Origin of the sequence: Arthrobacter sp. KNU-44 (genome assembly GCF_051843155.1) — a bacterium.
In the GTDB taxonomy this organism is placed as follows: domain Bacteria; phylum Actinomycetota; class Actinomycetes; order Actinomycetales; family Micrococcaceae; genus Arthrobacter.
The window spans coordinates 4,695,116-4,719,388 of sequence record NZ_JBPXNG010000002.1 but is presented as its reverse complement, the minus strand read 5'-3'; the positions used below and the strand labels follow the sequence as shown (position 1 = coordinate 4,719,388).

The following is a 24,273-nucleotide window of genomic DNA, read 5'->3' as shown; positions in this document are numbered from 1 at the left end:
CCTCACGGTGATGCTGGACGCATCAGACTGTCCGTGAGGTAGTTGTTGTCAGTTTTCGTGAAGCAGGTTGGTCACTTGATACGCGCAGGGCGGAGCCCGCGGATCCCTAGGAGGCAAGCGAAACCAACGCGTGGCATTCCCGCGCTTGTCTCCTTGCCGGAAAAAGTCCCTACCGCAGTCTGGCCTGGAGCAGCTGGAGGCGGCTAGGCATCGATCACCAGATCGGTGCGCGCGGTAGAGCAGCAGGGCAGGAACTTGCCTGCATCGATTTCCCGTGCGCGGATCCCGCCCTGATGGTTCATCTCGACCTCCCCGGAAAGCTTCACGACCTTGCAGGAGCCGCACATGCCCTCCTTGCAGTTCGCGCCGATCCTGACGCCCGCACGCTGGGCCACCCCGAGGATGTGTTCAGTGGGGTCGATGCGTACGTTGATGCCGGTGCGCATGAAGGACAGCGTGAGGCTTCCCGTTCCGACCGTATCGAAGCTCGAGGCATCAGGGGACCCGGCCCCCGGTCCCACGTCCGGACCGTCGTCGAGGGCTTCGGGGAAGAGAGCGTCCGGGTCGATGGTTTCCAGCCGCAGCCCCGTGGCCTGAAGGGTTCCCTCGGCGTCGTAGCCGGGTTCGTAGAGCCCGAACGCGGTGGGCTGGCTTTCGTAGTAGTCCTCGGCGGAATGGGCGATTTCCTCGGCGATTTCCTCCGCAATGTCCACTGCGAGCGCGAGTTCCGCCTGGTATTCAAGGATCGTCTGGCGGTCTCCCGAGAAGAATTCCATATAGATGGAGGTGTCGTCGACGCCGACTTCCTGGAGGAGCTTGGTGGCGGTGTTCAGGTAACCCTCGGGGCCGCAGGCATAGACTTGGCGGCCGTTGGCATCGGGAGCCACTTCGTCGAGCATGGCCGACGTCAGCCTTCCGGTGAGCCCTTCCCACCCCTCGGGTTTGCTGCGGTCGCCCAGGGAGTAGAAAACTTTGACTCGCGAGTCCACGGAGGCGATGTAGGCGAGCTCCTGGTGGAAGGCAAAGCCTCCGGCCGCCGCTCCGTGGTAGAGCACCACGACATCGGCCTGTCCCGGGAGCGAGTGGATGGTCCGGACCATCGACATGATGGGGGTGATGCCGGCGCCGGCGGCAAGGAAGAGGTACCGTGCCCGCCGGTCGGCGTCGGGCAGGTGGAATGCCCCGACAGGTCCGAGCATGTCGAGAACGGTGCCTGGTTTGACGTTCTCGTGCACCCACGGCGAGACCTGTCCGGTGGGGTCGCATTTGACTGTGATGTTGAAGGTCCAGGGCTTGGTGGGCGAACTGGACAGCGAGTAGCTGCGGTCCACCGCGTCCTGGTCCTCGCCGTTCACGGGAAAGGCGACGTTCACGTACTGGCCGGGACGGAACGCCAGCGGCGCACCGTCGCAGCGGCGGAACACGAAGGTCATCATGCCGCCCACCTCGGGAACGGTCTCGACACATTCGGCCATGAACTCCTGCGGATGCCAGGGGCCCAAAGCGCGGGCGGCACCGGCGGGTCCCTCGGTGCTGCCCATCACCCTGTTCCACGGCATCTCTAGACCGCGGATGCGCTGTGGTTCCCGGATCGCCGTGATGGTGCCTAGTTCAATCATGCCAAGTGCTCCTGCACGCGCTGCACGTACCAGTTGATGAACGCCTCGACCTGGTATTCGCTCTTCATGTACGGGCCGGGCTCGTAAGCGGGGCTGTTGGCGCCCTTCTGGCATAGCTCCACGAACGCCTTATCCTGCAGATTGGTCTGCTTCCAGGTGTAGGTGAGTTTCTCCAGGTCGTAGTCGACGCCTTCCTCGGCGTCGTCAGCCACCAGCCAGGTGGTGCGTACAAGTGTCTGGTGTTCGTTGATGGGGAAGACGGCGAACGTGATGACGTGGTCCCCGAGGAAATGGAACCAGCTGTTGGGCTGCAGGTGCATCGAGCAGCGGCCAAGGCGGAAGTCCCGCAAATCGCCGAGCAGCTTCTTGGAGAGCCTGCGCCCGTCCGGTGAGAACGATTCGCCTTCGCCGTCGAGCGAGTCCCGTGAGATGCGGATTCCCGCTATGCGGGTGTCGAGCTCCTCGATGACCTCATAGGGAAGGCCATAGCGGCGGCAACGCTCCTCGAGCGAGGACTGTGCTTCCTTGTTGCGGTCCCACACTTCTTCGAGATGGGGTGGGATAAGGCCCTCCGTCAGGCCCCAGGTGGGAAAGAGGGAGCAGGCGAGTTCCGGATGGCCGTCGCAGTGGTAGCACTCACGGTTGTTCTCCATGACGAGCTTCCAGTTGCCCTCCTCGATGATGTTCTGCTGGTAGGCGATTTTCGTCTTCGACAGATCGTGGGGCGCGAGGTAGGGCTCGAAGATCTTTCCGGTTTCGTCGAAATCCGTCGGCGGTTCGTCTGCAATGCAGACGAAGATGAGTCCGGCGAACACGCGGCTGTGGGCGCGCTTGAGGCCGAAGCAGCTCTTGTCGAACTTCGTTTCCCCCGGTGCCGAGGCGTGGATCAAATCGCCGTTGGGGGAGTAGGTCCAGGAGTGATAGCCGCATACCAGGTTTCCAGTGGTCCCCGCGGGTTCGGTCAGGACGCGGGCGCCGCGGTGGCGGCATACATTGTGCAGGACGTTCACGCTGCCGTCGTCGTTGCGCAGCACGATCAGGGAGTAGGGTCCGTAGTCGACGGTGACGTAGTCGCCCGGCTCCGGCAGTTCGGCGATGCTGGCGGCAAAGATCCAGTGCTGGCCAAAAATGGCCTGCATGTCGATGTTGAAAATCGTCGGGTCGGTGTAGAAGGGGGCATCGAGCGAATATCCCACGCGCCGGAAATCGAACAACTCGGTGATTTCCGCCACCTGCTCGGCAGGCAATGATGAAGCGAGTTTTCCGCGTGAATTGAGCGGCGCGTTCACTAGAGCAGACATGGGTTTCCTCCCGGGAGGGCTGGGCCGGTGTGCGAGTCGTGGGGCCCACGGAATTGGCGAGGCAACCGGCGTTGTCGAAACGTTGTAGTCATGAGATTAGGGACGATCGATCTGCAATAAAAGCGCAAGATTTCGGAAATAACCATGCATAATAAGTGCATGATCGATCCGCGGCTCTTAACACTTCGGGTGTTTGCCCGGTGCGGCACCGTTGGGGCAACCGCGGAGCTCACGGGGTACTCTCCTTCCGCCGTGTCCGCGCAATTGCGGGAGCTGCAGCGTGTGCTTGGAATGCAGCTACTGACGAAGGACGGCCGGGGGGTGCGGCTGACCGCCACGGGCCGCTATCTCGTGGCGGGCTCGGACGCGCTCATTGCGGAGTGGGAGAGCCTGCGCGCCGCGGCCATGGCGGCCGGCGACCAAGTGCAGTCGCATTTTGGGCTTGGCGGATTCTCCACAGCGGCTGCCCAGTTGCTTGCGCCGCTGGCCGCCACCCTGCGCTCGACCCGCCCCCTGCTGGACGTACACGTACTCGAGGCCAATCCTGCCCGCTGCTTCGACTTGTTGGTTGCCGAGCGAATCGACCTCGCGGTCATCGTCGCGATGCAGTCCGACACCTATGTTGAGGACGATCCGCGCTTCGAGCAGACCGTCTTGCTCGACGATCCCTTGGACGTGATCATCCCTTCCGACCATCCGTTGGCATCGCGGGAAACGGTGACGCTTGAAGAGCTGGCTTCGGAACCGTGGATCACCGAGGCCGCCGGTTCTACCTACCATGCCCTATTCACCGCGGCGTTCACGGCAGTCGGGGTGACACCGCGGATTGCCCATGAGGCCGTTGAATGGGAAACGCAGATCGCCTTCGTTGGTGCGGGGCTGGGAGTGGGCCTGCTGCCGCGGCTGGCGCCCCTGCGTAGTGCCGAAAACGTGGTTAGACTCCGCATTACGGGCAAGGGGAAACCCGCGCGCCGCATTGTCGCTGCGGTGCGCAAGGGCAGCATCGCATCGCCTCTGATCCAGGAGTCGCTCGGCATCCTGCAGGTCAGCGCCAATCGGATACTCACCGCCCGGCCCGAAGCCGATCTCTGAGACCGGACGGCCGCGATTTGTTGCCGACAAGGCCAGCAGGTCCTGATGGCGGCGACGCGTCCGCCGGGGGCCTTGGACTATCGGGGTCTGTAGCCCATTTTCACGCTAATCGACAGTCCAGCCGCGCGGAGCCCTTCGATGAGTCCGGGGTCCTCTTCCGGAGTGAATCGGAAGGCAGGACCGGAGATACTCACGGCCGCGATTACATTCCCAAGATGGTTACAAATGGGAACTGCGACCGCTGACAGGCCGATTTCGAACTCCTCGCGGACTGTCGCATAGCCTTGCCGGGAAATTTCGAGCAGCTGCTTCTCTAGTTGCGCACGATTAGTCACGGTACGCGGAGTGCGTGCCGGCAGGCCGACGGTCTTGAGGATGGTATCCCTTTCGTCGGCCGGAAGGGCAGCAAGCAGAACCTTGCCGCTCGACGTGGCATGCAAGGGCGTGAGGCTGCCGACCCAGTCGTAGGTTGCGAGCGTGGAGGGGCCCATGGCCTGGTCCACGTTGACGGCGTAATTCGATCGCAAGACGGCCAAGTTCACTGTTTCCTTGTAGCGCGCAGCGAGACTCTCTAGAACCTCGCTGGCCTCTCGCACCACGCTCAACCGGCCTGGGATGGACGAAGCCAATCGCAGGATCCCAAAGCCCAGCTGATACTTGCCGCGTTCGCTGTTCTGGCGGACCAGTTCGCGACCCACCAGGGACCCCACGAGGCGGGATACTGTGGATTTATGGACGCCCATCTCCTCAGCGATCTCACTGACGCCGGCATCACCCACACGGGCGAGGATATCCAGGATCTGGAGGGCACGGTCCACCGATTGGACGCCGCCGCCCTGTGCGTCTGCGCCCTGATCCGGGTCGTTGCGTTCGGCCATGTCGCCTCGTGTCCTTGTTCATGCGGAGTACCGAGGCCTGGAAGTCCCAGACGAACTGCCACCTCATCATGTTTCATCCTAGACCGGCTCATGCGCCGGCTCTTCAACCGGCACCTCAGCCTCCACGCGGCCGAGCAAGTCCAAGGTTAAAACAGGGGCGCCCCAAAATGTGGGGTGCTCCCGAGATAGCGGCGTGCGTCGGCATGCGAGAACAAGGGGGCGTGCAACTGATATCGCGCCCGTGTTGGGTATTCGGTGCCTGAATCGTCGGCACGAAAGCGGTGAATCTTCCTACACTGAGTCATTCGTCCCATGCGATGCTCCGTGCTCGAGACTTTATGGAAACGATGGTCTCGTTCGACTGCGTCCAGGGGAGCGGGAGCACCGGAACGGGCTCACCGGACAGGACGCCCTCCGGGGGAACGGCCATGACGCCGTCCGCCCAGGCAAGACCGCGCATCATTCCCGGTCCTACATGCGAGACCGGAAATGCCAGTCCCTGGCTAAACGTGCAGGGGATGAGGCGCGTATGCCCCCGGTTGGGATCAACGTCAGCGCCCGAGATCACGTGTCCAACCGCGCTCATGGACATGTTTCCGAGGGCTGCCAGAAGCGGCTCTGCGAGCGTGGCCAGCGCCATCATTGCAGCGAGGGGGTTTCCGGGAAGGCCGAGGAGGAACCGACCGTCGGGGAGTTCGGCCAAGACAGCGGGGTGGCCAGGGCGCATGGCGACGCCGTCCAGCAACAGCCGGCCGCCCAGCGCGGCTACCGCGGCGCGGAAGTGGTCTGTGCCGGATCGGCCGGTTCCCCCGGTCGTTATGGTTACATCGGGTCGCTGCCCGGTGATGGATCCAGAATCTCCGAGGGCTGAGAGCCAGTCTTGGTAGGAGTCGCCAATACGGAAGGGGCTGCCGGGTGTGGCTCCAAGAAGGGAAATGACCGACGCAAGTTGCGGACCCAACGTGTCCCTGACCTGTCCCGGGGCCGGAACGCCGGAGGTGATGACCTCAGAACCAGTCAGAACTATCGCTATCGTCGGTCGTCCGTGGACCTGCAGTTCGTCGTTACCTGCTACAGCAGCAAGGGCAATGTGGGCCGGGTTCATTATCGTACCCGCCGGGATCAACACCTCGCCCGCCGTGGCCTCTTCGCCCGCACGGCGGATGTGCCGACCGGGCAGTGGCTCGCCGTGCTTCGCGTGGTCGTTGAGCGTCAGCAGGAGCTCGCCATCCGCGTTGTGGGTGAGATGGCCACTTTCTGTGCGGAGTATCGAGTCGGCGCCCGACGGTACCAGCCCACCGGTGGCTATGGTGCTGGCTTCGCCGGGCGACAAGCTGGATCCCTGTGTGGAAAGGCTCCAGGGGCCGGGGCCTTTGACGGCCCAACCGTCCATTGCCGAGGAAGCGTAGTGGGGAATGTTCTGCCGGGCGATGACGTCCCGGGCCAGTGTCCGGCCTAGTGCTGAAGCGAGTGGGACGCACACGGGCGGGAGTGCTGATGCGCAATCAAAGGCAATCTGGCGGGCTTCGGACCAGCTTGGGTCGGGCCTTCCGGCATGCTGGCGGATAAGGGTGGACGCGGAAGCGCGACCGCCTGTGGCTAATTCATGAGCTTGCATGGCGGGCCTTTCGTGACTGTTTCATGCGCCGTGGGTGTTCGGCCCGGAACTTAGCGTCCGTGTATCAGGCTGAGCGCCTCAGCCCGGTAGTCAGCCGCTCCTGGACTTGGGGCCGACGTGCGTAGACATCCACCAGCCGTGCGAGTTTACTCAGCCCAGTGACAAGGCCCTCAGCGGACGGGATATACCCCACATGGGCTACGCCGTGGAATGGAACCAGGTGGTGCTCGCAGGTGGAGTAGAACGGGATGTCCTTAACGATGACCATTTCTCCGTGCCCAAGGTCAAAAGTCTTATCCAACCCGCGGCCCGTCCACACCCTTGGACGCTGTTGCCGTCGTCATGTCGGCGCTCACGCTTTGGTCCGTTCCAGCCGCACGATGACGGACTTTGACGTCGGTGTACCGCTGGTGTCAGCTACCGAATCGAGCGGCACAAGCACGTTAGTCTCCGGGTAGTACGCTGCCGCACAGCCCTTCGGTGTCGAGTACGAAACGATCCGGAAGTTGTCGGCCCGCCGCTCTGTCCCGCGGAACTCTGAAATCAAATGAACCATGTCACCGTCTTTGAAGCCCAGCTCAGCGATGTCAGCTTCGTTAACAAGAACCACCCGACGTCCACCGTGGACACCGCGGTATCGGTCGTCCTTGCCATAGATGGTGGTGTTGTACTGGTCATGTGAGCGCAGGGTCTGAAGGACCAGCCGCCCCTCGGGTACCTTGATGTATTCCAGCTCGTTGCCGGTAAAGTGCGCCTTGCCGGACGCGGTCTCGAACTGTCTGGCGTCCCGCGGAGGGTGGGGAAGAACAAAGCCGCCAGGGTGCTCGATCCGATCCTCGAAATTTTCGAAGCCGTGGATGACCGCCTCGATGTGTTTCCGGACGAGGGAGTAGTCGGCTTTCATCGAGAGCCACGCAGCCTTGGGTGTGTTGGGCAGCGGGAGGCCGTCACTGTCGGTGAACAGCTTGTGGGCGAGGTTGCACACTATGGCCACTTCTGAGTGGAGGTGCTCGCTGGCCGGCTTAATGCGTCCGCGGGACGCATGGACCGCGCTCATCGAGTCTTCCACCGTTACCCTCTGGTCACCGGTGCGCTGCGCGTCCTTTTCGGTCCGACCCAGCGTCGGGAGGATCAGCGCGCGTCGGCCCGTGGACACGTGGGAATGGTTCAGCTTCGTGGAGATCTGTACAGTCAGGTCCGTGTTGGCCAATGCCCGCTCCGTGACCTCGGAATCCGGGGCCGCCCGGACGAAGTTTCCACCCATTCCAATGAACACGCGGACCTTGCCGTCCCGCATGGCGCGAATCGCTGCAACCGTGTCGTAGCCGTGCTTGCGGGGGGAACGGAACTTGAACTCCTTGTCCAGCCTGTCATGGAACGCCTCTGGCATCTTTTCGAAGATGCCCATGGTGCGGTCGCCCTGGACGTTTGAGTGGCCGCGGACGGGGCAGACTCCCGCTCCGGCCTTTCCGATGTTGCCCTGAAGAAGCAGCACGTTGACCACGTCACGGAGGGTGGGAACTGAATGCTTGTGCTGCGTCAGGCCCATGGCCCAGCAGACGATGGTGGCGTTAGAAGCCAGCAGGCGTTCGCCTGTGGACTTGATTTGCTCCAGGGTCAAGCCGGTGGCTTCGACGATGTCATCCCACTCGACCTTTTCGAGGTACCGCAGGTATTCCTCGATGTCCACGGTGTGGTCCTCGATAAATTCATGGTCGAGGACCGTGGGCAGTCCAAGGGTCTTCCTACCCTGGGCCTCCGCCTCCAGGAGGTACTTGCCGAGCCCTTGGAAGAGGGCCTGATCGCCACCGGCCCGGATCTGCAGGAAGTCGTCGGTCAGTTGCGTGCCCACGAGCGTGCCGGAGATGGTCTGTGGATTCTGGAACCGGAGGAGCCCAGCCTCGGGAAGTGGATTGACGGAAATGATGCAGGCACCGTTCTTCTTCGCTTTTTCCAGTGCGCTGAGCATGCGAGGGTGGTTGGTGCCCGGATTTTGCCCGGCCACGAAAATCAGCGAAGACGTCTCCGAGTCGGTGAGACTGACGGAGCCTTTGCCGATGCCGATGGTTTCAACGAGGGCTGAACCCGAGGACTCATGACACATATTGGAGCAATCGGGGAGATTGTTTGTGCCCAGTCCCCGCACGAGGAGTTGGTAGAGGAAAGCTGCTTCATTCGATGTCCGCCCGGAAGTATAGAAAACTGCTTCGTCTGGGTGGTCCATGCCTTTGATCTCTTGGGCGATCAGCTCGTAGGCAGCGTCCCATTCGATGGGTGTGTAGTGCGTTGCGCCCTCATCCAACAGCATCGGCTGTGTGAGCCTGCCCTGCTGGCCCAGCCAGTAGTCGTCCCGCGTTTTCAGGTCCTCGATGGAATGCTGGGCGAAGAATTCGGGCGTGACGCGGCGGCGGGTGCCCTCTTCGGCTACTGCCTTGGCTCCGTTCTCACAGAACTCGGCTGCGTTGCGCTTTTCGTGCTCGGGCCACGCGCAGCCCATGCAGTCGAACCCGTCGGTCTGGTTGACTGCCAGCAGTGTTTGGACACTGCGCAACGGACCCATCTGCTCAAGGGAGATCTTCAGCGAGTTGACGACCGCGGGAATACCAACGGCCTTGTTCTTGGGTTTGGTGACGGTCAGCTTTGACTCGTCGATATTCTGTTGAGGGGCTTTTGAAGCCATGTGATCTTCCCTTCAGACCTTGCAGGAAAATGGGTGTGGGCGGCGACTCTTTGAGGCAATGTGCTTGCTAAGCCAGTAGTGGCCTTCGATGGCATCGCCGCAGCTTCGGCGGGAACTTAGGGACTTTGCCCGCGAAGTCGGGCAGCTTCTGCAAACGCGGATTTGGAGCCTTGTGCTGGAAGAGCTTCCGCCAGTGTCGCAGCATAGTGAACTTCTCGAATGCATCGCCGAAGGGGACTCCGAAACAGCTGCGCGGCTGACAACGCCTTCAACGTCCAGGACGGATCATCCGGTAGTTCCAAGGATCAAGGTGCGCGACTGTTTCCACGCGGCCTCGGTTGTGTGCAGGAGAAGCAGGGATGTGGTGACGGAGCCGACGCCGCCGGGGACGGGTGTCAGTGCCGCGGCAACGCCGCGCACGCTGGCTTCGTCGACATCCCCCACGAGGGTGCCGTCGGGAAGGACGTTGGTGCCGACGTCGATCACTACGGCAGCAGAAGAAACGTGGTCGCCATTCAACAGGCCGGTCCGCCCGGCAGCGACGACCACGACGTCGGCGGTCTTGGTGTAGTTCTCAAGCGGACCTGACTTGGAGTGGCAGACAGTGACGGCGGCGTCGCGTTCCAGCAGCAGCAGGGACAGCGGCTTCCCCACGACGGCGGAACGGCCAATGACGACGACGTTCCGGCCTGCGATTGGGATGTCGAAGTGGTCAAGGATCTCGATTACGGCGCGGGCCGTGGCAGGTGCGAACGAGGGCTGGCCGACAGCCAGTCGGCCAAGACTCAACGGGTTCGCGCCATCGATGTCCTTCTCCGGGGTAATGTGCCCGACCAGCTCATCTGTCTCGACCCCGGGGGGCAGAGGAGTCTGGAGGATGATGCCGTTGACTGATGGATCAGCGCTGAACCCCTGAAGTGAAGCGGCTAAGACCTCGCCGGTAGCATCGTGGCCAAGGTCCACAATCCGGCAACTGATCCCGGCCCTTTCTGCGGCCCGTTCGATGGACCGGACATACCAATGCGTGGAGCCGTCGTCGGTAGCCACAACCACTGCGAGCGTTGGGTGCAGGCCGTCGGCGTCGAGGCGCCGGGCCTCATCGTGGGCATTCTGCTGAATGGTCTTCGCCAGTGTCTTTCCGGAGAGGAGTAAGGTGCTCAACCGAAAATCCTTTCGCGCACGCGCCGTACGAGGGAGTCCGCTGGCAGGATGACCTTTTCCTCCAGGCCGTCGGTCTGGTCAGTCAACCGTGAACGGGCTCCGGCATCTTTGATGGCTACGACGTTAATGTCGATATTCACCCTTGCGGTGGTGGCGGCTGCGCGGGCCGCGTCGGCGGCCGCGGCGATGTCGCTGATCACGTTTGCGTTCGCGACCTCGAAGAGTTCCGTGGCAAGCTCCACGATGGCGCCGGCGAGCTTGATGAGCTCGGCCGGGGGGTGCGCGGCCAGGATGAGGGCTTCCTGGATGGCTGCGGTTCGAGCGGCCCTGAGATCTTCCTTTCCGGACGGAAGCTTGTACGAATCGATGACGCCTTGGAACGCCTGTTGGTCGGCGTCAGCCAGGCGAAGTGCCTCGACTACCAGTCCGTCGGCGGCGCTGATGATCCGTTGAACGAGTTCGGCGTGTTGCTCGTATTTCGCACCGGTGGTGTATCTGGCAACCATGGCGACGAGAGCCGCCCCCTGAGCGGCGTGGAGGGCCGCAGCTGCGCCGCCCCCTGGGGTGGGTTCCCGTGAGGCAAGGCCGGCGAGGTATCCGGTGATTGTTTCTGAACTGATCATGTGTCTTCCTGGGCTGAAGCTCGAGCCGACGAGGCGGGATTGGGGGACAAGCCATCGAAGAGCGGCGGCCCGGACTCCGGTGGGTCCGGGCCGCCGGCCCTTTAATGGTTCGGAGGGGGTTAGCCGCGGAGCCTGGTCATCGTGGGGTCGTAAAGCGGATCCGCGGTGACTGTAGCCTGGATGCGTCGTCCGAAGTACTCGATCTCGACTGAGTCACCCACGGACACAGCGGCCGGGAGGTAGGCGTAAGCGATCGGTTTGGCGACGGTGTAGCCGTAGGCGGCACTGGTGACATAGCCGACCGCCTGGTCTTTGTAGAAGACCGGTTCCTTGCCCAGCACAATGCTGCGGCCGTCGTCGACCGTCAGGCAGCGCAGGCGGCGGGCGGCGGATTCCTCGGTGCGGCCTTCCAAAGCGGCCTTCCCGACAAAGTTATCCTTGGTCATTTTGACGGCGAATCCGAGGCCGGCTTCCAGCGGGTCGTGCTCGGTGGTCATGTCAGTGCCCCACGAGCGGTAACCCTTTTCAAGACGGAGCGAGCTGAAGGCGGCCCGGCCCGCGGCAATAACGCCGTGAGGCTGCCCGGCCTTCCACAGGGCATCCCAGAGGCGCTGGCCGTTGTCTGCACTGGTATAGAGCTCCCAGCCCAGCTCGCCGACGTAGGACAGGCGCATCGCGGTGACGGTGACGCCGCCTATGACAACATTTTTGGCGCGGAAGTAACGGAGACCGTCGTTGGAGAAATCGTCGCTGCTGACGGTGCTGATCAGGTCCCGGGCCAGCGGACCCCACAGGCCGATGCAGCACGTGCCGCCCGTCGTGTCACGCACCTGGACCCAGTCGCTGGCGCTCCCGCTTTCCGTCTGATGGCGGGCTGCGCGCTCAAAGTAAGCGGCATCGATATTTCCGTTGGCTCCGAGTTGGAAGGTGTCTTCGCTCAGCCGAGCCACGGTGATGTCGCTTCGGATGCCGCCGGCGTCGTCCAGCAGGAGCGTGTAGGTGACTGCGCCGGGCTTCTTTGCCATGTCCGCGGTGGTGAGTTCCTGCAGCATCTTCAGCGCTCCCGGGCCGGAGACCTCGAGGCGCTTGAGCGGAGTCATGTCGTACATGGCCACCGCGGTGCGGGTCTTCCAGGCTTCGGCGGCGGCAATGGGCGAGCTGAACATCCCCGACCAAGCGTCACGGGCCGGGGGCTGCCAATCAGCCGGCATCTCCTTGAGCAGCTCCGCGTTGGCTTCGAACCAGTAAGGCCGCTCCCATCCGCCGCCCTCCAGGAAGAACCCTCCCAGAGCCTTGTGGCGGGCGTAAAAAGGGCTGACCCGGAGGTTGCGGGGGGAGAGCTTGGACTGGAGCGGGTGGAGGACGTCGTAGATTTCCACGAAATTCTGTTGTGACGTTTCGCTGACGTATTCCGGTGTCAGCTGGACCTCTTCGAAGCGGTGAATATCGCAATCACCCAGATCGATCTCCGACCTGCCGGTGGTCAGCAGTTCGGCAACGGCGCGGGCGATACCGGCAGAGTGGGTCACCCACACGGCTTCCGCGACGAAGAAGCCGTCCAGTTCCTTGGACTCGCCCACCAGGGATCCGCCGTCGGGAGTGAAGGAGAAGATGCCGTTGAAGCCATCCTCGATGTCGGTTTCCCGCAGCGTAGGAAGGATGCGCTTGGTGGCTTCCCATGCCGGGAGGAAGTCCTCCAAGGTGAAATCGAGCCGCGAGGGCATGTTGTGTTCGCTCATCGCGGCGGGATCAAAGGTGCCGAGTTCGTCAAGGTCCACGGGCATCGGGCGGTGGGCGTAGGAACCGATGCCGTAGCGTTCGCCGTGCTCGCGGTAGTAAAGGTCTTGGTCCTGGTGTCGCAGGATGGGCAAGGAGGCCCCGTTGGGCAGTTCGTTCTTGCCCTTCAACCCCGGCACCGGGGTGGTCTTGACGTACTGGTGGGCCAAGGGCAGAAGGGGGACGGACATGCCGATCATTTCGCCGATCTTGGCACCCCAGAAGCCTGCGCAGGAAACCACGATGTCCGCGGGGACAACACCTTCAGACGTCTGGACGCCCGTGACCCGCCGGCCGGACTGTTCGATACCCGTGACCGTGGTGTTGCCCCGGTACTTGACGCCCGCGGCTTCCGTACGCTTGATCAGCAGCTGAACCGCGCGGGCGGCGTTGGCCAGGCCGTCGCTGGGGACATGCAGGCCTCCCAGAATGTCTTCCTCGTTCAGGAGCGGGTAGAGCTCCATGCACTCTTCACGCGAAAGGATCTTGCCGCTAATTCCATACGATGCTGCGTATCCGAGCTTTCGCTTCAGGTCCGCGAGACGGGTCTCGGTGGTGGCGACCTCGAGGCCACCGACCTGGTTGAAGCAACTGACGCCGTCCTCGGTCAAGGACAAAAGCTTCTCCACCGTGTACTTGGCGAAGAGCGCCATGGACTTTGAGGGGTTGGTCTGGAAGACAAGACCTGGGGCGTGAGACGTTGAGCCCCCGGGCATGTTCAGCGGCCCTTGGTCCAGGACCGTGATGTTGTTCCAACCCCGGGTGACTAGTTCATCGGCCAGGTTCGTGCCGACGATTCCAGCTCCGATAATGACAATGCTTGGCGTCGAAGCCATGTGGTCTCTCCTGCTGATATTCGTGCGTTGTCTCTGCTGGTTTGGTGGCCGTGCTTAGCGGAACACGACGGTGCTGGTGTGATCCAGCAGCACACGGTGTTCGCAGTGCCAGCGCACGGCACGGGACAATGCCAGTGCCTCGGCGTCCTGCCCCACCGTTGAAAGGGCGGTCGGACCGTAGCTGTGGTCGACCCTGATGACCTCCTGCTCGATGATTGGCCCCTCATCCAGTTCCGCGGTTACGTAGTGGGCCGTGGCGCCCACCAGCTTGACTCCACGGTCGTACGCCTGGTGGTAGGGGCGTGCACCCTTGAACCCGGGGAGGAAGGAGTGGTGGATGTTGATAGCCCGCCCTTCCAAAGAGCGGCAGAGGTCGTCGGACAGTACCTGCATGTACCGGGCGAGCACGACGAGGTCGATGTTGTGCTCATCCACCAGTTCCAGGAGGCGCCGTTCGGCATCTGACTTTGTCTCAGCGGTTACCGGGAGGTAGATGAAGGGGAGGCCCGCGGCTTCGGCCATGGCCCGGTGGGTTTCATGATTGGAAACTATGAGGGCTATGTCACCCCCGAGGCTGCCGCCGCGCCAGCGGAAGAGCAGGTCGTTCAGGCAGTGGCCGAACTTGGACACCATCACGAGGACGCGTTGCTTGGTCTGGTCATGAAAGCTGAATTTCATGTCGAACCGGTCAGCGATCGAACTGAATTCTTCCTGGAGACTCTCTGGGGTGTGGTCCGCCGAGCCCGAAAAGGAGGTGCGCAGATGCAGCGTCTGGCGGAGGCCGTCGTCGAACTGCTGGTGTTCATCGATGTTAAAGCCACGCTCAAAGAGAAAGGTGGTGACCGCCTGGACGATGCCCGCGCGTTCGCCGCACGACAGTGTGAGCACGAATTTCTGCGTTTGGGCTTCCGCTCGGGCTTCTGACTGGGTCAGCGTGCTGGTAGATGAGTCTGCCGCCACTAGGGTCATGTCTCCTCCTTAGATATATTTTGAGATTCATAACTGATATATTAACGTGACATTTAGCGTATACTGGTCAATGGGTGAGGTCAATAGCGTTCTTGGCTTGAATGAAAAGGAAACCAGTTATGGCTTTTGAAGGTCTGGCAATCGCCGACGATGCGGCAAAGAGGTCGTTGGCTGACGTCGCCTATGAGCGCATCCGGGACAGGCTGCTGATGCTTGACATCAAGCCCGGCGATCTCCTCAATGACGAAGACCTCGCTAAGGACCTCGGCGTCGGGCGGACCCCGGTACGTGAAGCCTTGAAGCGGCTGGAGCTCGATCGCCTGGTAGTTTCCTATCCGCGAAGGGGAACTTTTGCGACGCGAGTTGAGGTTACCGACCTTGCGTTCATTTCCGAAATACGCGCCCAACTCGAACCCGTTGCCGCCGCCCGCGCTGCTCGCGTGGCGACGGAATCGATGAGGGAGCGATTGCGAGGAGTCATGCGCGCTGTCGAGTCTTTCGACACCGGTACGGCGTCCGTGGTCGAAACCCTGCGGCTGGATGCTCGGGTGCACCAAGGCATTTACGCCGCCGCCGGCAATCCCCATCTCGAAGACGTTCTGATTCGCTACGACAACCTCGCGATCCGAATCTGGTGCCTGGTCTTGGATCGGCTTCCCGACCTTTCGCGCCACGTGCATGAGCACGTGGACCTGCTTCGTGCGGTTATCGACGGGGATGAGATCCAGGCGGCGGAGCTCGCGCGCATCCACGTCAGCGGCTTCGAGCACGCTGTTCGCGAAGCTCTTTTCGCTGCTTAGACCAGACCTTCAGCAGGAACTGCTGCGACAGCAGGTCACCCCGAAGGTCAAGGTCATCGAGTGCTGACCCAGTGAAGCACCGGTAGCTCCAGGCGCGAAGGAACCTGGGGCCGGGACTCATCCGAGTTGATCAGGCTGTCTCCCCTTGGGCTCCCACCAATGCGCGTGCCTCGGCCATCGTGTCCACGCTGGGCGTTGAACCGGGGAGAGCGCGGCGCGCCGACTCCGGCAGGAAGTAAATGGCGATCGCACCTATCACCGAAGTGCCGATCAGATAGTAGGCCGAAGCCATGTCATCGCCGGCAGCATTGAAATGTTCCGAGCAAGAAGAGGGTCTGCACGGACCTGTCAGCTTCCGGGAGGAAGACGGGCCCAAGGTGGTAATGAGGTAGCGGGTTCGCCCACCCGCCCACGGGTGACCCGTGGGCGGGTGGGTTTACTGGACCGGTACCTGAAATATGTGCGACAGAACCGGGAAGATTTGCCGTCGCATACCTACGACGGTCTGGCCTAGCTGAGCCAGGCGTTCACTGCATCTTGGTGGGCGTCCACCCATTTCTTGGCCGCTGCCTCGGGCGTCATTCCGCCCTGGATGTCGGTGGCGACGGCGTTCTGGTCTTCGTTGGTCCATTTGAAGGCTTTCGCGAGCTTGGCTGCGGGCGAGCCGCTGTCCGCGAACTTCTTCGAAATAACCTTGTTCAGTGTGTACGTGGGGTAGTCACAGGCGACTTTTTCTGCGTTAGCGTCGCATCCCTTCGTCCACGCAGGCAGATTGACCTTCTTGAGCGGGACCTGGGACAGGAACCATTGCGGTTCGTAGAAGTAGCCCAGGATCGGTGTCTTGTTTTGCTCCGCAGTCCGGAACGACTGGATCAGGGCGGCCTCCGAGCCGGAGAACACTACCTTGTAGTCCAGGTTGAGGTTCTTTACGAGGGCCTCGTCGTTGGTGACGAAGGCGGGATCGCCGTCGAGCACCTGGCCTTTGCCTCCGGATTCAGAGGTAGCGAGCATCGAGGCGTACTTGTTCAGGTTCTTCCCGTCCGTGATGTCCGGGTACTTTTCTGCCATCCAAGGCGCCACGTACCAGCCGATGTGGCCGATGTTGCCGGTGGGCCCGGCGTCGACGGCGACTTTCTGATCGGTGATGTATTGCTTGGCCAGATCGTCGTGGCCCCAGTTTTCCATGACGACGTCGACCTCGCCGGAGGCAAAGCCCTGCCAGGAAATCTGCTCGTTCAGGTCCTTCTGCACCACAGTGCAGCCGAGTTTGTTCTTCGCGACATAGCTGTACACGGCGGCATCGGCCGTGTACCCCACCCAGGCGTTCATCGCGACGTTGACACTTCCGCAGGCGGCCGCGGCGGCCCCGGAGGCAGGAGCGGCCTGGTTCACGGAGGCACCGCCGCAGCCTGCGAGCAGCAGGGCTGCGGCTGCAGCTCCAGCCACGACCGGGACAGTTCGTTTCAACAGCAGTCCAGCTTTTTTCATGGTTGGTTCTCCTTATTGGGGGAAATGCGCGGATCCTGCTTGCCGTGCGGGGGCGCAGGACGGTTATGCGGTTAAGTTGTCGAGGTTTTGGGCGAGGGGATTTTCCGCGCCGGGGTGGCTGCGGCCGCCTGGGTCATCCTGTCCAGCAGGATGCCGAGGAAGACGATGGCAACGCCTGCGGCGAGGCCCTTGCCGAAAAGGGAACTTTGGACGAAGCCGGCGACGACGTCATACCCGAGGCCACCTGCGCCCACGAGCGCACCGACCACAACCATGGCGAGGACATAGATCAGGCCTTGGTTGGCTGCGAGGGCGAGGGTCTGCCTGGCCATTGGCAGCTGGACCTTGGTGATGACCTGCCAGGGTGTGGAGCCGCTGGCGACGGCGGCCTCAACTACGGTGGGGGAGATCGCTGCGATTCCGTCGGCGGTGATCTTGATGGCCACGGGGGCGGCGTAGATGATGCCGGCGATGATGGCGGTGAAGCGGGTGGCGCCGAAGAGCCCAAGGAACGGAACCAGATAGACGAAAGCAGGCATGGTCTGTCCTGCGTCAAGCATGGGCCGCATAATCTGGTCCACTCTGTTGGACCGGCCCATGGCCACGCCGAAGACGATGCCCAGGACCATGACAACCGCGGTGGCCACCAGGGTTCCTGCCAGGGTGACCATCGAGTCGCTCCAGAGGCCGAGGTAAATGATGACGCCCAGGCAGGCCGTGGTCAGGGCCGCGAGCTTCCAGCCGCCGAGGGCGTAGGCGGCGATGGCTATGACGGCGACGAGTATGTAGAAGGGAGTGTCAGTGAGCAGCGACTGGAACGGGTTGAGAATTCCGAGGGTGACGGTTTCCCGGAATGACACTGTGAACAGGGACAGGTTGGACTGCATCCACTGGCTGGCCGTGCCGACGGCATGGACGATCGCCGGGCCGACGTTGAGCTCTGCCGGGAATGCTGCGGCCCACAGCTGGGTCCGGGACAACTGCACCATCGTCAGGGTAAGCACCAGGGTGATGCCAAGGAGGATGTACCTGGTTCTGCGGGGGATCCTGCGGTTGCGGGCCGCCCCAGGCTCCGCCCGGCGGCTCGCGGCGGTGGTCACCCGATCCAGCACTATCGCAAGCAGGACGATGGAGAGCCCGGCGTTCACAGCCGTGCCGACGTCCAGCGATTGCAGCGCCCGGACAACCACCTGGCCAAGCCCGGGAGCTGCGATGAGAGCGGCGATGGTGACCATGGACAGAGCCGCCATGGTGCTCTGGTTGATTCCCATGACGATGGTGCGCCGGGCCATGGGCAGCTGCAGGGTGAGGAGCCGCTGCAGGCCTGTCGTGCCGAGCGAATCGGAGGCTTCGCGGGTGTTCTCAGGGATGCCCCGGATCCCGTGCGCCGTCAGGCGGATCACGGGGGGTGCCGCGTAGATGACAGTGGCGATGACAGCCGATGCCGGGCCAATGAGGAAGATCAGGGCAAGCGGGGCCAGGTACACGAACGTGGGCAGCGTCTGCATGAAGTCCAGCACCGGCGTGATCACCTTTGCAACCCGGCCGTAGATGCCGGCCAGGACGCCGAGGGGGATTCCGACGAGCAGGGTCAGCAGGACGGCGGTGACCACAAGGGCGAACGTGTACGTTGCCTCGAGGAACAGGCCCTGGAAGCCGAAGAACATAAAGACGGCTACGGTGAGCAGTGCGACCCGGGCGTTGCCGAACGCGAACGCAATCCAGCCTAGTAGGCCCACGGTTCCGAGCCAACCGATCTCCGGCAAGCGAAGGCCAGTGGAACTTGCGGCGAAGAGGGTAACGAACAGGCTGGCGACGGCGTCGACGGCGGCACGCAGGGGCGTGAAAACGTAGAGGAAGACGGGGTTGTCGCCCCGGTTTGCTGCCACCCAGGCGTTGAACTGGTTCAGGGACCGGTGCAGGTCCGTCAGCTCTGAGGCGGGCAGGGTCAGGGTGGCTGTTCCCTGCAGGACGAGGAATCCCAGGATCCAGACGACGGCGGCGCCCCCCAGCAGGAGGGTGCGCCGGCTGGGCCTGCGGCGGGGTTCGCGGGCGGGGGACGGCGTGGGCTGGGCCGTGGCCCGATCCCGGACGAGGGTCGACATCAGGCCGCCGCTTCCGTGGGCTGCAGGACCGAAAGAATGCTGTCGCGGTCGATCTGCCCTGTGATCTTGCCGCCATCTTCAACCAGGACGGGGCAGGAGGAGTCCATGACCGCCGCGATGGCGTCCCGGATGATCGTTCCGGCGCTGAGGACGGGAGCATCGCCCGGGGTTCCGTCTGCCACGGGCCGGGTGATCCACTTCAGGGTCAGGACGTCCGCGCGGGGGACTTCGGACACGAAGTCCTCAATGTACTTGTCCGCCGGTGACCCCACTAGTTCGTCTCCCGTGCCGCACTGGACCGTTTCGCCGTTGCGCATGATCAGGATGCGGTCGCCGAGCTTGAGTGCCTCGGAGAGATCGTGGGTCACGAACACCATGGTCTTGCCCATTTCTTTATGGAGCCGGATGACTTCCGCCTGCATGTCCCGGCGGATGAGCGGATCCAGCGCGGAGAAGGGCTCATCGAAGAGGATGGTGTCCGGATCTCCGGCCAGGGCCCGTCCCAGGCCGACGCGCTGCTGCATTCCTCCGGACAGCTGGTCCGGGTAGTGCTGTTCGTAGCCTTTGAGGCCAACGAGTTCGATGATTTCACGGGCCCTGGCATAGCGTTCGGTTTTGGCAGCCCCGCGGATCTGCAGTCCGTAGGAGACGTTGTCCAGCACGGTGCGGTGGGGGAGCAGGCCGAAATGCTGGAACACCATGGACATCTTGCGCCGGCGCAGTTCGCGGAGCTCGGCAATTCCTGCCTGCAGGACGTCCTTGCCGTCCACCAGGACTTGCCCGGAGGTGGGCTCGATCAGCCGGGTTAGGCAGCGGATCAGGGTGGATTTACCGGATCCGGAGAGTCCCATGACCACGAAGACTTCGCCCTTGGCGACGTCGAAACTCAGGTTGCGAACGGCGGTCACACAGCCGGTGCGCTCAAGCAGTTCCGCGGACTTGAGGGCCGAGAGTTCAGGATTGCCGGGAATCTTGTCGCCTCCCGGTCCGAAGACCTTCCAAAGGTTGCGCACTGAGATATCGGGACTGTTCATTGCTGTACTCCTGCCTGAGGAGGCTTGAACCAGTGGCTGGGCCTGGGGTTGATGTTTTGCCAGATGTGCTTGGTTTCCCGGTACTCCGCGAGACCTTGGAGCCCCAGTTCGCGGCCGTTTCCGGACTTGCCGAAGCCACCCCACTCTGCCTGGGGTACGTACGGGTGGTAATCGTTGATCCACACTGTGCCGTGCCGGAGGGCCCCGGCCACGCGCTGCGCGCGGGACCCGTCCTGAGTCCAGACGGCTCCGGCCAGTCCGTAGGGGGTGTCGTTGGCAAGACTGATGGCTTCGGCCTCCGTGCTGAAGGTCTCCACGGTCAGAACTGGTCCGAACGATTCTTCCTGGACGACGTTCATCGAGGTGTTGCAGCTGCCCAGAATGGTGGGTGGGTAGTAGCTGCCGAGCGCGAGCGCGCCGGAGGAGGGGATATAGCCGCCGCACAGAAGGGTGGCACCTTCGTCGATGCCGGCTTGCACGTAGGCATGGACCTTCTCCCGGTGCGCGGCCGAAATCAGCGGTCCGGTCTCGGCGAACTCGTCGAAGGGGCCGCCAAGCCGGATGGCCTGCGCACGCCGCACCAGGTCCGCCACGAAATCGTCGTGGATCGACTCTTCGACGATGAGTCTGGTTCCGGCCGAGCACACTTGGCCCGAATGCAGGAACACCGCGGTGAGGGCGTTGTCCAAGGCGGACTCGCGGTCGGCGTCGGCGAAGACGATGTTCGGATTCTTCCCGCCCAGTTCCAATGCGACCCGTTTCACCGTGCTCGCTGCGGCCTTCATGATGCCGATCCCGGTGGCCAGGCCGCCGGTGAACGAGATCAGGTCGACGTCGGGGCTTTCGCTCAGGACTGCGCCGACGTCGGGACCGGTGCCGGTGACGAGGTTGGCGACCCCGCCCGGCGATCCGGCCTCACGAAGGGTATCCATCAGGAGGATGGCGGTGGAGGGAGTCAGTTCGCTGGGCTTCAGGACGAAGGTGTTGCCGGCCAGCAGAGCCGGGGCCACCTTCCAGGAGGCTTGCAGGAGGGGGTAGTTCCATGGCGTGATGAGCCCGCAGACCCCTACCGGGGCGTGCACCACGCGGCTGATGGTTCCGGGGTTGCCGGTGTCGATCACGCGGCCGGCGTCCGTCCCGGCGATCCCACCGTAGTACCGGAAGCAGGCGGCGATATCGTCGATGTCGTATTCCGCTTCGACGTAGCGTTTGCCCGTGTCGAGGGCTTCGGCCCGGGAATAGAGTGCTTTGTCGCGTTCCAGCAGTTCGGCAGTGCGAAGCAGGACCTGGCCACGTTCTCTCTCGCTGGTGCCGGGCCACGCGCCGCCGTCGAACGCCCTGCGGGCGCTGGCAACCGCGGCCTCGGCATCGGCGGCCGTGCATTCGGCAACCTCGGCGACGTTTTTGGCGTCCGCCGGGCATGTGATGAGCCGCGTTTTCCCGGCTTTTGATTCGCGCCACTGGCCGTCGAGGAACAGGCCCCGTGCGGGTGCCGCTTCCTGATCCGGCACGGTCCGGCTGTTGATCCCGGCAACCCCGACGGCGCTCATGCGCGGCCCTGGCCCGGGGCGGCTTCGGTTGTGGCAGCGGAGCCGTGCCGGTAAAAGTCCTTATGCTCGGGTGCCAGCGGCGCGCGTCCCAGGATGAGGTCCGCGGCCTTTTCGGCGAGCATCATTACCGGGGCGTAGATGTTGCCGTTGGTCACATAAGGCATGGCGGAGGCATCTGCCACGCGGAGCCCCGAGGTGCCATGAACTTTCATGGTGAGCGGATCCACCACGGCCAGGGGGTCCGTGGCCGGGCCGATCTTGGCCGTGCAGGAGGGGTGGAGCGCCGTTTCGGCATCCCTGGCCACCCAGTCGAGAATCTCCTCGTCCGTCTGAACGGACGGTCCGGGGGAGAGCTCGCCGCCGCTGTAGGGGGCGAGAGCCGGCTGGGCGAGGATGTCGCGGGTGACCCGGATGGCTTCCACCCATTCGCGCCGGTCCTGGTCCGTGGACAGGTAGTTGAACTGCATGGACGGGTGCTCGGCGGGGTCCGTGGAGGTGATCTTCAGGCTCCCTCTGGCGTCGGAGTACATGGGGCCCACGTGGACCTGGTATCCGTGCTTGGCGTCGGCCTTCTGGCCGTCGTAGCGAACGGCAACCGGCAGGAAGTGGAACATCAGGTTGGGGTAGGCGACGTCCTCGTTGGAGCGGACGAACCCGCCCCCTTCGAAGTGGTTGGTGGCCGCGGGGCCCTTGCGCCCGAACAGCCACTGGAGTCCGATAAGCGGGTAGCGCCAGAGGCTCAGGTTCGGCTGCATGGATACTGGCCGGGTGCAGGAGTGCTGGACGTACACTTCCAGATGGTCCTGTAGGTTTTCGCCAACTCCCGGCAGGTCGACAACCGGCGTGATGCCCAGAGACTTCAAATGCGCGGAATCTCCCACTCCGGAAAGTTGCAGCAGCTGAGGGGTATTGATCGCACCGCCGCAGAGCACCACTTCCTTGGCGTTGACCGTGTGCAGCCGGCCGTTCCGGCGGTACGTGACTCCTGTGGCCCTGGTGCCATCGAAATTGACCTTTGCCGCCAGCGCCCTGGTGCGGATCGATAGGTTTTTCCTACCCTTGTTGGGGCGCAGGTAGGCACGTGAGGCCGAGAGCCGCTGGCCCTTGTGCACGTTCCGGTCGAATGGGCCGAAGCCCTCCTGCCGGTACCCGTTGACATCATCGGTGCGCTTGTGTCCCGCTTCCGCGGCAGCGCGGAAGAAGGCCTGGAACAGTGGATTGCGGGCTGGCCCGCGCTCCAGCACGAGGGGTCCGTCGTGGCCGCGCAGGTCATCGTCTGGATCCGCGGCGAGCGCGGTTTCCATGCGCTTGAAGTAGGGCAGGCAGTGCGCGAAGTCCCAGGTTTCCATCCCGGCGTCGGCTCCCCAGCGTTCGTAGTCCAAAGGGTTGCCGCGCTGGAAAATCATTCCGTTGATGGAGCTGGAGCCGCCCAGCACCTTGCCGCGGGCGTGCGCGATCCTGCGGCCGTGCATCCGCGGTTCTGGGTCGGACTGGTATTGCCAGTCGTAGAACCGGTTGCCGCTGGGGAAGGTGAGGGCCGCCGGCATCTGGATGAAAAGGTCCCACGGGTAGTCGCTGCGGCCCGCTTCAAGGACCAGAACGGTGCGCGTTCCGTCGGCGCTGAGCCTGTCCGCCAGCACCGATCCGGCGCTTCCACCGCCGACGATCACGTAGTCGTAGCTCTCGTTCGTCATGGGGTAGATCTCCTTGGGCGTGGTCTGGGAGTCATTTCGAAGGGCCGGCAACGGTGAGGACGAACCGCGTCTCCCCAATGCCCGGACACTGTCCATGACTGACCGTAGGGGGACAGCGGAGCGTGTCCGTTCGTGCAGCTTGTTGCTCAGTTGTAGCCTCAAGAGTTCCGCCTCTTAGCTTGGAGTGGAGTACTGCCTGGTGGTGCTAGACGATGATGCTGACGCCAGGGTGTCGTCGACAGCGATCTGCTCACCGTCGTTTGTGGAAGATATTGACCGTTGGTGATGTGTTGAGCAAGGGGTCGTTTCCGGGGCCGGTACTGTCAGCGGGCACGGGATCCGCTGATAAACCTTCCTCCCGCCTAACGGGCTCTGCCCGTCCTGTCCGTTGTGGCATCATCAACATGAATCACCATACGCAACAGAGTGATCTACGCCACGATCATTGTCAAGGTTTCTGTACGCGCTGAAGCGGCCCCTGTGACGGCACTGTCGCAGTGCGTGTGCGTCGCCCCTCTCGGATGCAGAATTCGCATCTCGTGATGCGCAACTCCTTGTTGCATCTTTAGGAGGCACCTGCCTGATTGGCAGGAGGTGCAGCGGCCCCAAGACGGGCCGCGTGGTGAATGTTCCTACCCTGCGGACTTTGAAATCCGCGCAGAATCTTGGGTCCGCGCGGACAGGGCAGGCTAGATCGATCATGGCGGAGGCCGGCTCGATCGGCCTCGAGGGTGCCGCCGCCAGCCCTCGGAGTTGCAGGGCGGCTGACCCGCCATGGCTCCACTTCGGTGAAGAGATGGCGGCGACTCCGGCCGCTTTACATGGAATTTACGTGGCCGGGCTGATTTGTGACGCTACCATCGAGTCCTATTACGCGGCGGGGACGTGAGTGAGGGGCTCCGCTTCGTTGGCGGAGGCTATGTGCGGGGCCGACGTCGTTCTAGTGGTCCACCTGTGCTGTGCCCTACACGGTCAAGCGGCGGCTCAGGCGTTGCGGTGCCAGCCTGTGAAGGGACCCGCTCAATGAGGCATAAGCGGCTAGCCCGCTG

16 protein-coding genes and 2 pseudogenes are annotated in these 24,273 nt (G+C 63.2%); 2 read left to right on the top strand and 16 right to left on the bottom strand.

The features are described 5' to 3' along the window. Window positions 1-203: 203 nt before the first annotated feature. Window positions 204-1,619, bottom strand: a complete 1,416-nt coding sequence (locus ACSVHC_RS23110) for a ferredoxin reductase (RefSeq protein ID WP_437773753.1) — start codon at window positions 1,617-1,619, stop codon at window positions 204-206. Then, the gene (locus ACSVHC_RS23105) at window positions 1,616-2,920 is read right to left on the bottom strand and encodes an aromatic ring-hydroxylating oxygenase subunit alpha (protein ID WP_437773754.1); all 1,305 of its coding nucleotides are present in this window, start codon (window positions 2,918-2,920) and stop codon (window positions 1,616-1,618) included. Before ACSVHC_RS23105 ends, ACSVHC_RS23110 begins: the two co-directional genes overlap by 4 nt. Before the next feature lie 159 nt (window positions 2,921-3,079). On the opposite strand from ACSVHC_RS23105, the gene ACSVHC_RS23100 reads away from it, so the two are divergent. Further along, window positions 3,080-4,012, top strand: coding sequence for a LysR family transcriptional regulator (locus ACSVHC_RS23100; RefSeq protein ID WP_437773755.1), 933 nt, complete (start codon window positions 3,080-3,082; stop codon window positions 4,010-4,012). Between the two features lie 77 nt (window positions 4,013-4,089). On the opposite strand, the gene ACSVHC_RS23095 is transcribed toward ACSVHC_RS23100, so the two are convergent. The 8 genes and pseudogenes from ACSVHC_RS23095 to purU all read right to left on the bottom strand — a co-directional run bounded on the left by ACSVHC_RS23095 (window position 4,090) and on the right by purU (window position 14,553). Further along, window positions 4,090-4,890, bottom strand: a complete 801-nt coding sequence (locus ACSVHC_RS23095) for an IclR family transcriptional regulator (RefSeq protein ID WP_437773756.1) — start codon at window positions 4,888-4,890, stop codon at window positions 4,090-4,092. Between the two features lie 301 nt (window positions 4,891-5,191). Beyond that, the gene (locus tag ACSVHC_RS23090; protein WP_437773757.1) at window positions 5,192-6,508 is read right to left on the bottom strand and encodes a molybdopterin molybdotransferase MoeA; all 1,317 of its coding nucleotides are present in this window, start codon (window positions 6,506-6,508) and stop codon (window positions 5,192-5,194) included. An 85-nt stretch (window positions 6,509-6,593) separates the two neighbouring features. Beyond that, window positions 6,594-6,809: pseudogene (locus tag ACSVHC_RS23085) on the bottom strand (GTP cyclohydrolase I); the annotation flags it as partial. Between the two features lie 51 nt (window positions 6,810-6,860). Continuing rightward, the gene (locus ACSVHC_RS23080) at window positions 6,861-9,188 is read right to left on the bottom strand and encodes an FdhF/YdeP family oxidoreductase (RefSeq protein WP_439181355.1); all 2,328 of its coding nucleotides are present in this window, start codon (window positions 9,186-9,188) and stop codon (window positions 6,861-6,863) included. Between the two features lie 285 nt (window positions 9,189-9,473). Continuing rightward, window positions 9,474-10,349 (bottom strand): bifunctional 5,10-methylenetetrahydrofolate dehydrogenase/5,10-methenyltetrahydrofolate cyclohydrolase, encoded by an 876-nt coding sequence (locus ACSVHC_RS23075; protein ID WP_437773759.1) that lies wholly within the window; start codon window positions 10,347-10,349, stop codon window positions 9,474-9,476. After that, window positions 10,346-10,972 carry a cyclodeaminase/cyclohydrolase family protein gene (locus ACSVHC_RS23070; RefSeq protein ID WP_437773760.1) on the bottom strand — a complete coding sequence of 209 codons (627 nt, stop codon included), beginning with the start codon at window positions 10,970-10,972 and terminating at the stop codon, window positions 10,346-10,348. Before ACSVHC_RS23070 ends, ACSVHC_RS23075 begins: the two co-directional genes overlap by 4 nt. Window positions 10,973-11,091: 119 nt before the next feature. After that, entirely contained in the window at window positions 11,092-13,584 is a 2,493-nt protein-coding gene (locus ACSVHC_RS23065) for a GcvT family protein (protein ID WP_437773761.1), read from the bottom strand. A gap of 54 nt (window positions 13,585-13,638) precedes the next feature. Further along, window positions 13,639-14,553 carry a formyltetrahydrofolate deformylase gene (gene purU / locus ACSVHC_RS23060; RefSeq protein WP_437773762.1) on the bottom strand — a complete coding sequence of 305 codons (915 nt, stop codon included), beginning with the start codon at window positions 14,551-14,553 and terminating at the stop codon, window positions 13,639-13,641. A gap of 119 nt (window positions 14,554-14,672) precedes the next feature. Here purU and ACSVHC_RS23055 point away from each other — a divergent pair, with 119 nt between their 5' ends. Further along, on the top strand, window positions 14,673-15,353 hold the full coding sequence (locus ACSVHC_RS23055) for a GntR family transcriptional regulator (protein ID WP_437773763.1): 681 nt from the start codon (window positions 14,673-14,675) through the stop codon (window positions 15,351-15,353). 130 nt (window positions 15,354-15,483) lie between these two features. Here the strand turns inward: ACSVHC_RS23055 and ACSVHC_RS23050 are convergent. The 6 genes and pseudogenes from ACSVHC_RS23050 to betA all read right to left on the bottom strand — a co-directional run. Beyond that, a pseudogene (locus ACSVHC_RS23050) lies at window positions 15,484-15,654 on the bottom strand (MFS transporter); the annotation flags it as partial. 209 nt (window positions 15,655-15,863) lie between these two features. Further along, window positions 15,864-16,841 carry an ABC transporter substrate-binding protein gene (locus tag ACSVHC_RS23045; protein ID WP_437773764.1) on the bottom strand — a complete coding sequence of 326 codons (978 nt, stop codon included), beginning with the start codon at window positions 16,839-16,841 and terminating at the stop codon, window positions 15,864-15,866. Between the two features lie 71 nt (window positions 16,842-16,912). Then, window positions 16,913-18,946 (bottom strand): ABC transporter permease, encoded by a 2,034-nt coding sequence (locus ACSVHC_RS23040; RefSeq protein ID WP_437773765.1) that lies wholly within the window; start codon window positions 18,944-18,946, stop codon window positions 16,913-16,915. After that, on the bottom strand, window positions 18,946-19,980 hold the full coding sequence (locus ACSVHC_RS23035; RefSeq protein ID WP_439181354.1) for a quaternary amine ABC transporter ATP-binding protein: 1,035 nt from the start codon (window positions 19,978-19,980) through the stop codon (window positions 18,946-18,948). Before ACSVHC_RS23035 ends, ACSVHC_RS23040 begins: the two co-directional genes overlap by 1 nt. Then, a complete protein-coding gene (locus tag ACSVHC_RS23030) occupies window positions 19,977-21,530 on the bottom strand; it encodes an aldehyde dehydrogenase family protein (RefSeq protein ID WP_439181353.1) in 1,554 nt (517 codons plus the stop codon). Before ACSVHC_RS23030 ends, ACSVHC_RS23035 begins: the two co-directional genes overlap by 4 nt. After that, window positions 21,527-23,224, bottom strand: coding sequence for a choline dehydrogenase (gene betA / locus ACSVHC_RS23025; RefSeq protein ID WP_439181352.1), 1,698 nt, complete (start codon window positions 23,222-23,224; stop codon window positions 21,527-21,529). Before betA ends, ACSVHC_RS23030 begins: the two co-directional genes overlap by 4 nt. Between the last annotated feature and the right edge of the window lie 1,049 nt (window positions 23,225-24,273).

Excerpts from the sequence above, each read along its gene's own strand:
- ACSVHC_RS23030 (WP_439181353.1), bottom strand. The coding sequence starts at position 21,530 with ATGAGCGCCGTCGGGGTTGCCGGGATCAACAGCCGGACCGTGCCGGAT.
- ACSVHC_RS23070 (WP_437773760.1), bottom strand. The coding sequence starts at position 10,972 with ATGATCAGTTCAGAAACAATCACCGGATACCTCGCCGGCCTTGCCTCA.
- ACSVHC_RS23065 (WP_437773761.1), bottom strand. The coding sequence starts at position 13,584 with ATGGCTTCGACGCCAAGCATTGTCATTATCGGAGCTGGAATCGTCGGC.
- betA (WP_439181352.1), bottom strand. The coding sequence starts at position 23,224 with ATGACGAACGAGAGCTACGACTACGTGATCGTCGGCGGTGGAAGCGCC.
- ACSVHC_RS23100 (WP_437773755.1), top strand. The coding sequence starts at position 3,080 with ATGATCGATCCGCGGCTCTTAACACTTCGGGTGTTTGCCCGGTGCGGC.
- ACSVHC_RS23110 (WP_437773753.1), bottom strand. The coding sequence starts at position 1,619 with ATGATTGAACTAGGCACCATCACGGCGATCCGGGAACCACAGCGCATC.
- ACSVHC_RS23090 (WP_437773757.1), bottom strand. The coding sequence starts at position 6,508 with ATGCAAGCTCATGAATTAGCCACAGGCGGTCGCGCTTCCGCGTCCACC.
- ACSVHC_RS23040 (WP_437773765.1), bottom strand. The coding sequence starts at position 18,946 with ATGTCGACCCTCGTCCGGGATCGGGCCACGGCCCAGCCCACGCCGTCC.
- ACSVHC_RS23045 (WP_437773764.1), bottom strand. The coding sequence starts at position 16,841 with ATGAAAAAAGCTGGACTGCTGTTGAAACGAACTGTCCCGGTCGTGGCT.
- ACSVHC_RS23080 (WP_439181355.1), bottom strand. The coding sequence starts at position 9,188 with ATGGCTTCAAAAGCCCCTCAACAGAATATCGACGAGTCAAAGCTGACC.
- purU (WP_437773762.1), bottom strand. The coding sequence starts at position 14,553 with ATGACCCTAGTGGCGGCAGACTCATCTACCAGCACGCTGACCCAGTCA.
- ACSVHC_RS23055 (WP_437773763.1), top strand. The coding sequence starts at position 14,673 with ATGGCTTTTGAAGGTCTGGCAATCGCCGACGATGCGGCAAAGAGGTCG.
- ACSVHC_RS23095 (WP_437773756.1), bottom strand. The coding sequence starts at position 4,890 with ATGGCCGAACGCAACGACCCGGATCAGGGCGCAGACGCACAGGGCGGC.
- ACSVHC_RS23035 (WP_439181354.1), bottom strand. The coding sequence starts at position 19,980 with ATGAACAGTCCCGATATCTCAGTGCGCAACCTTTGGAAGGTCTTCGGA.
- ACSVHC_RS23105 (WP_437773754.1), bottom strand. The coding sequence starts at position 2,920 with ATGTCTGCTCTAGTGAACGCGCCGCTCAATTCACGCGGAAAACTCGCT.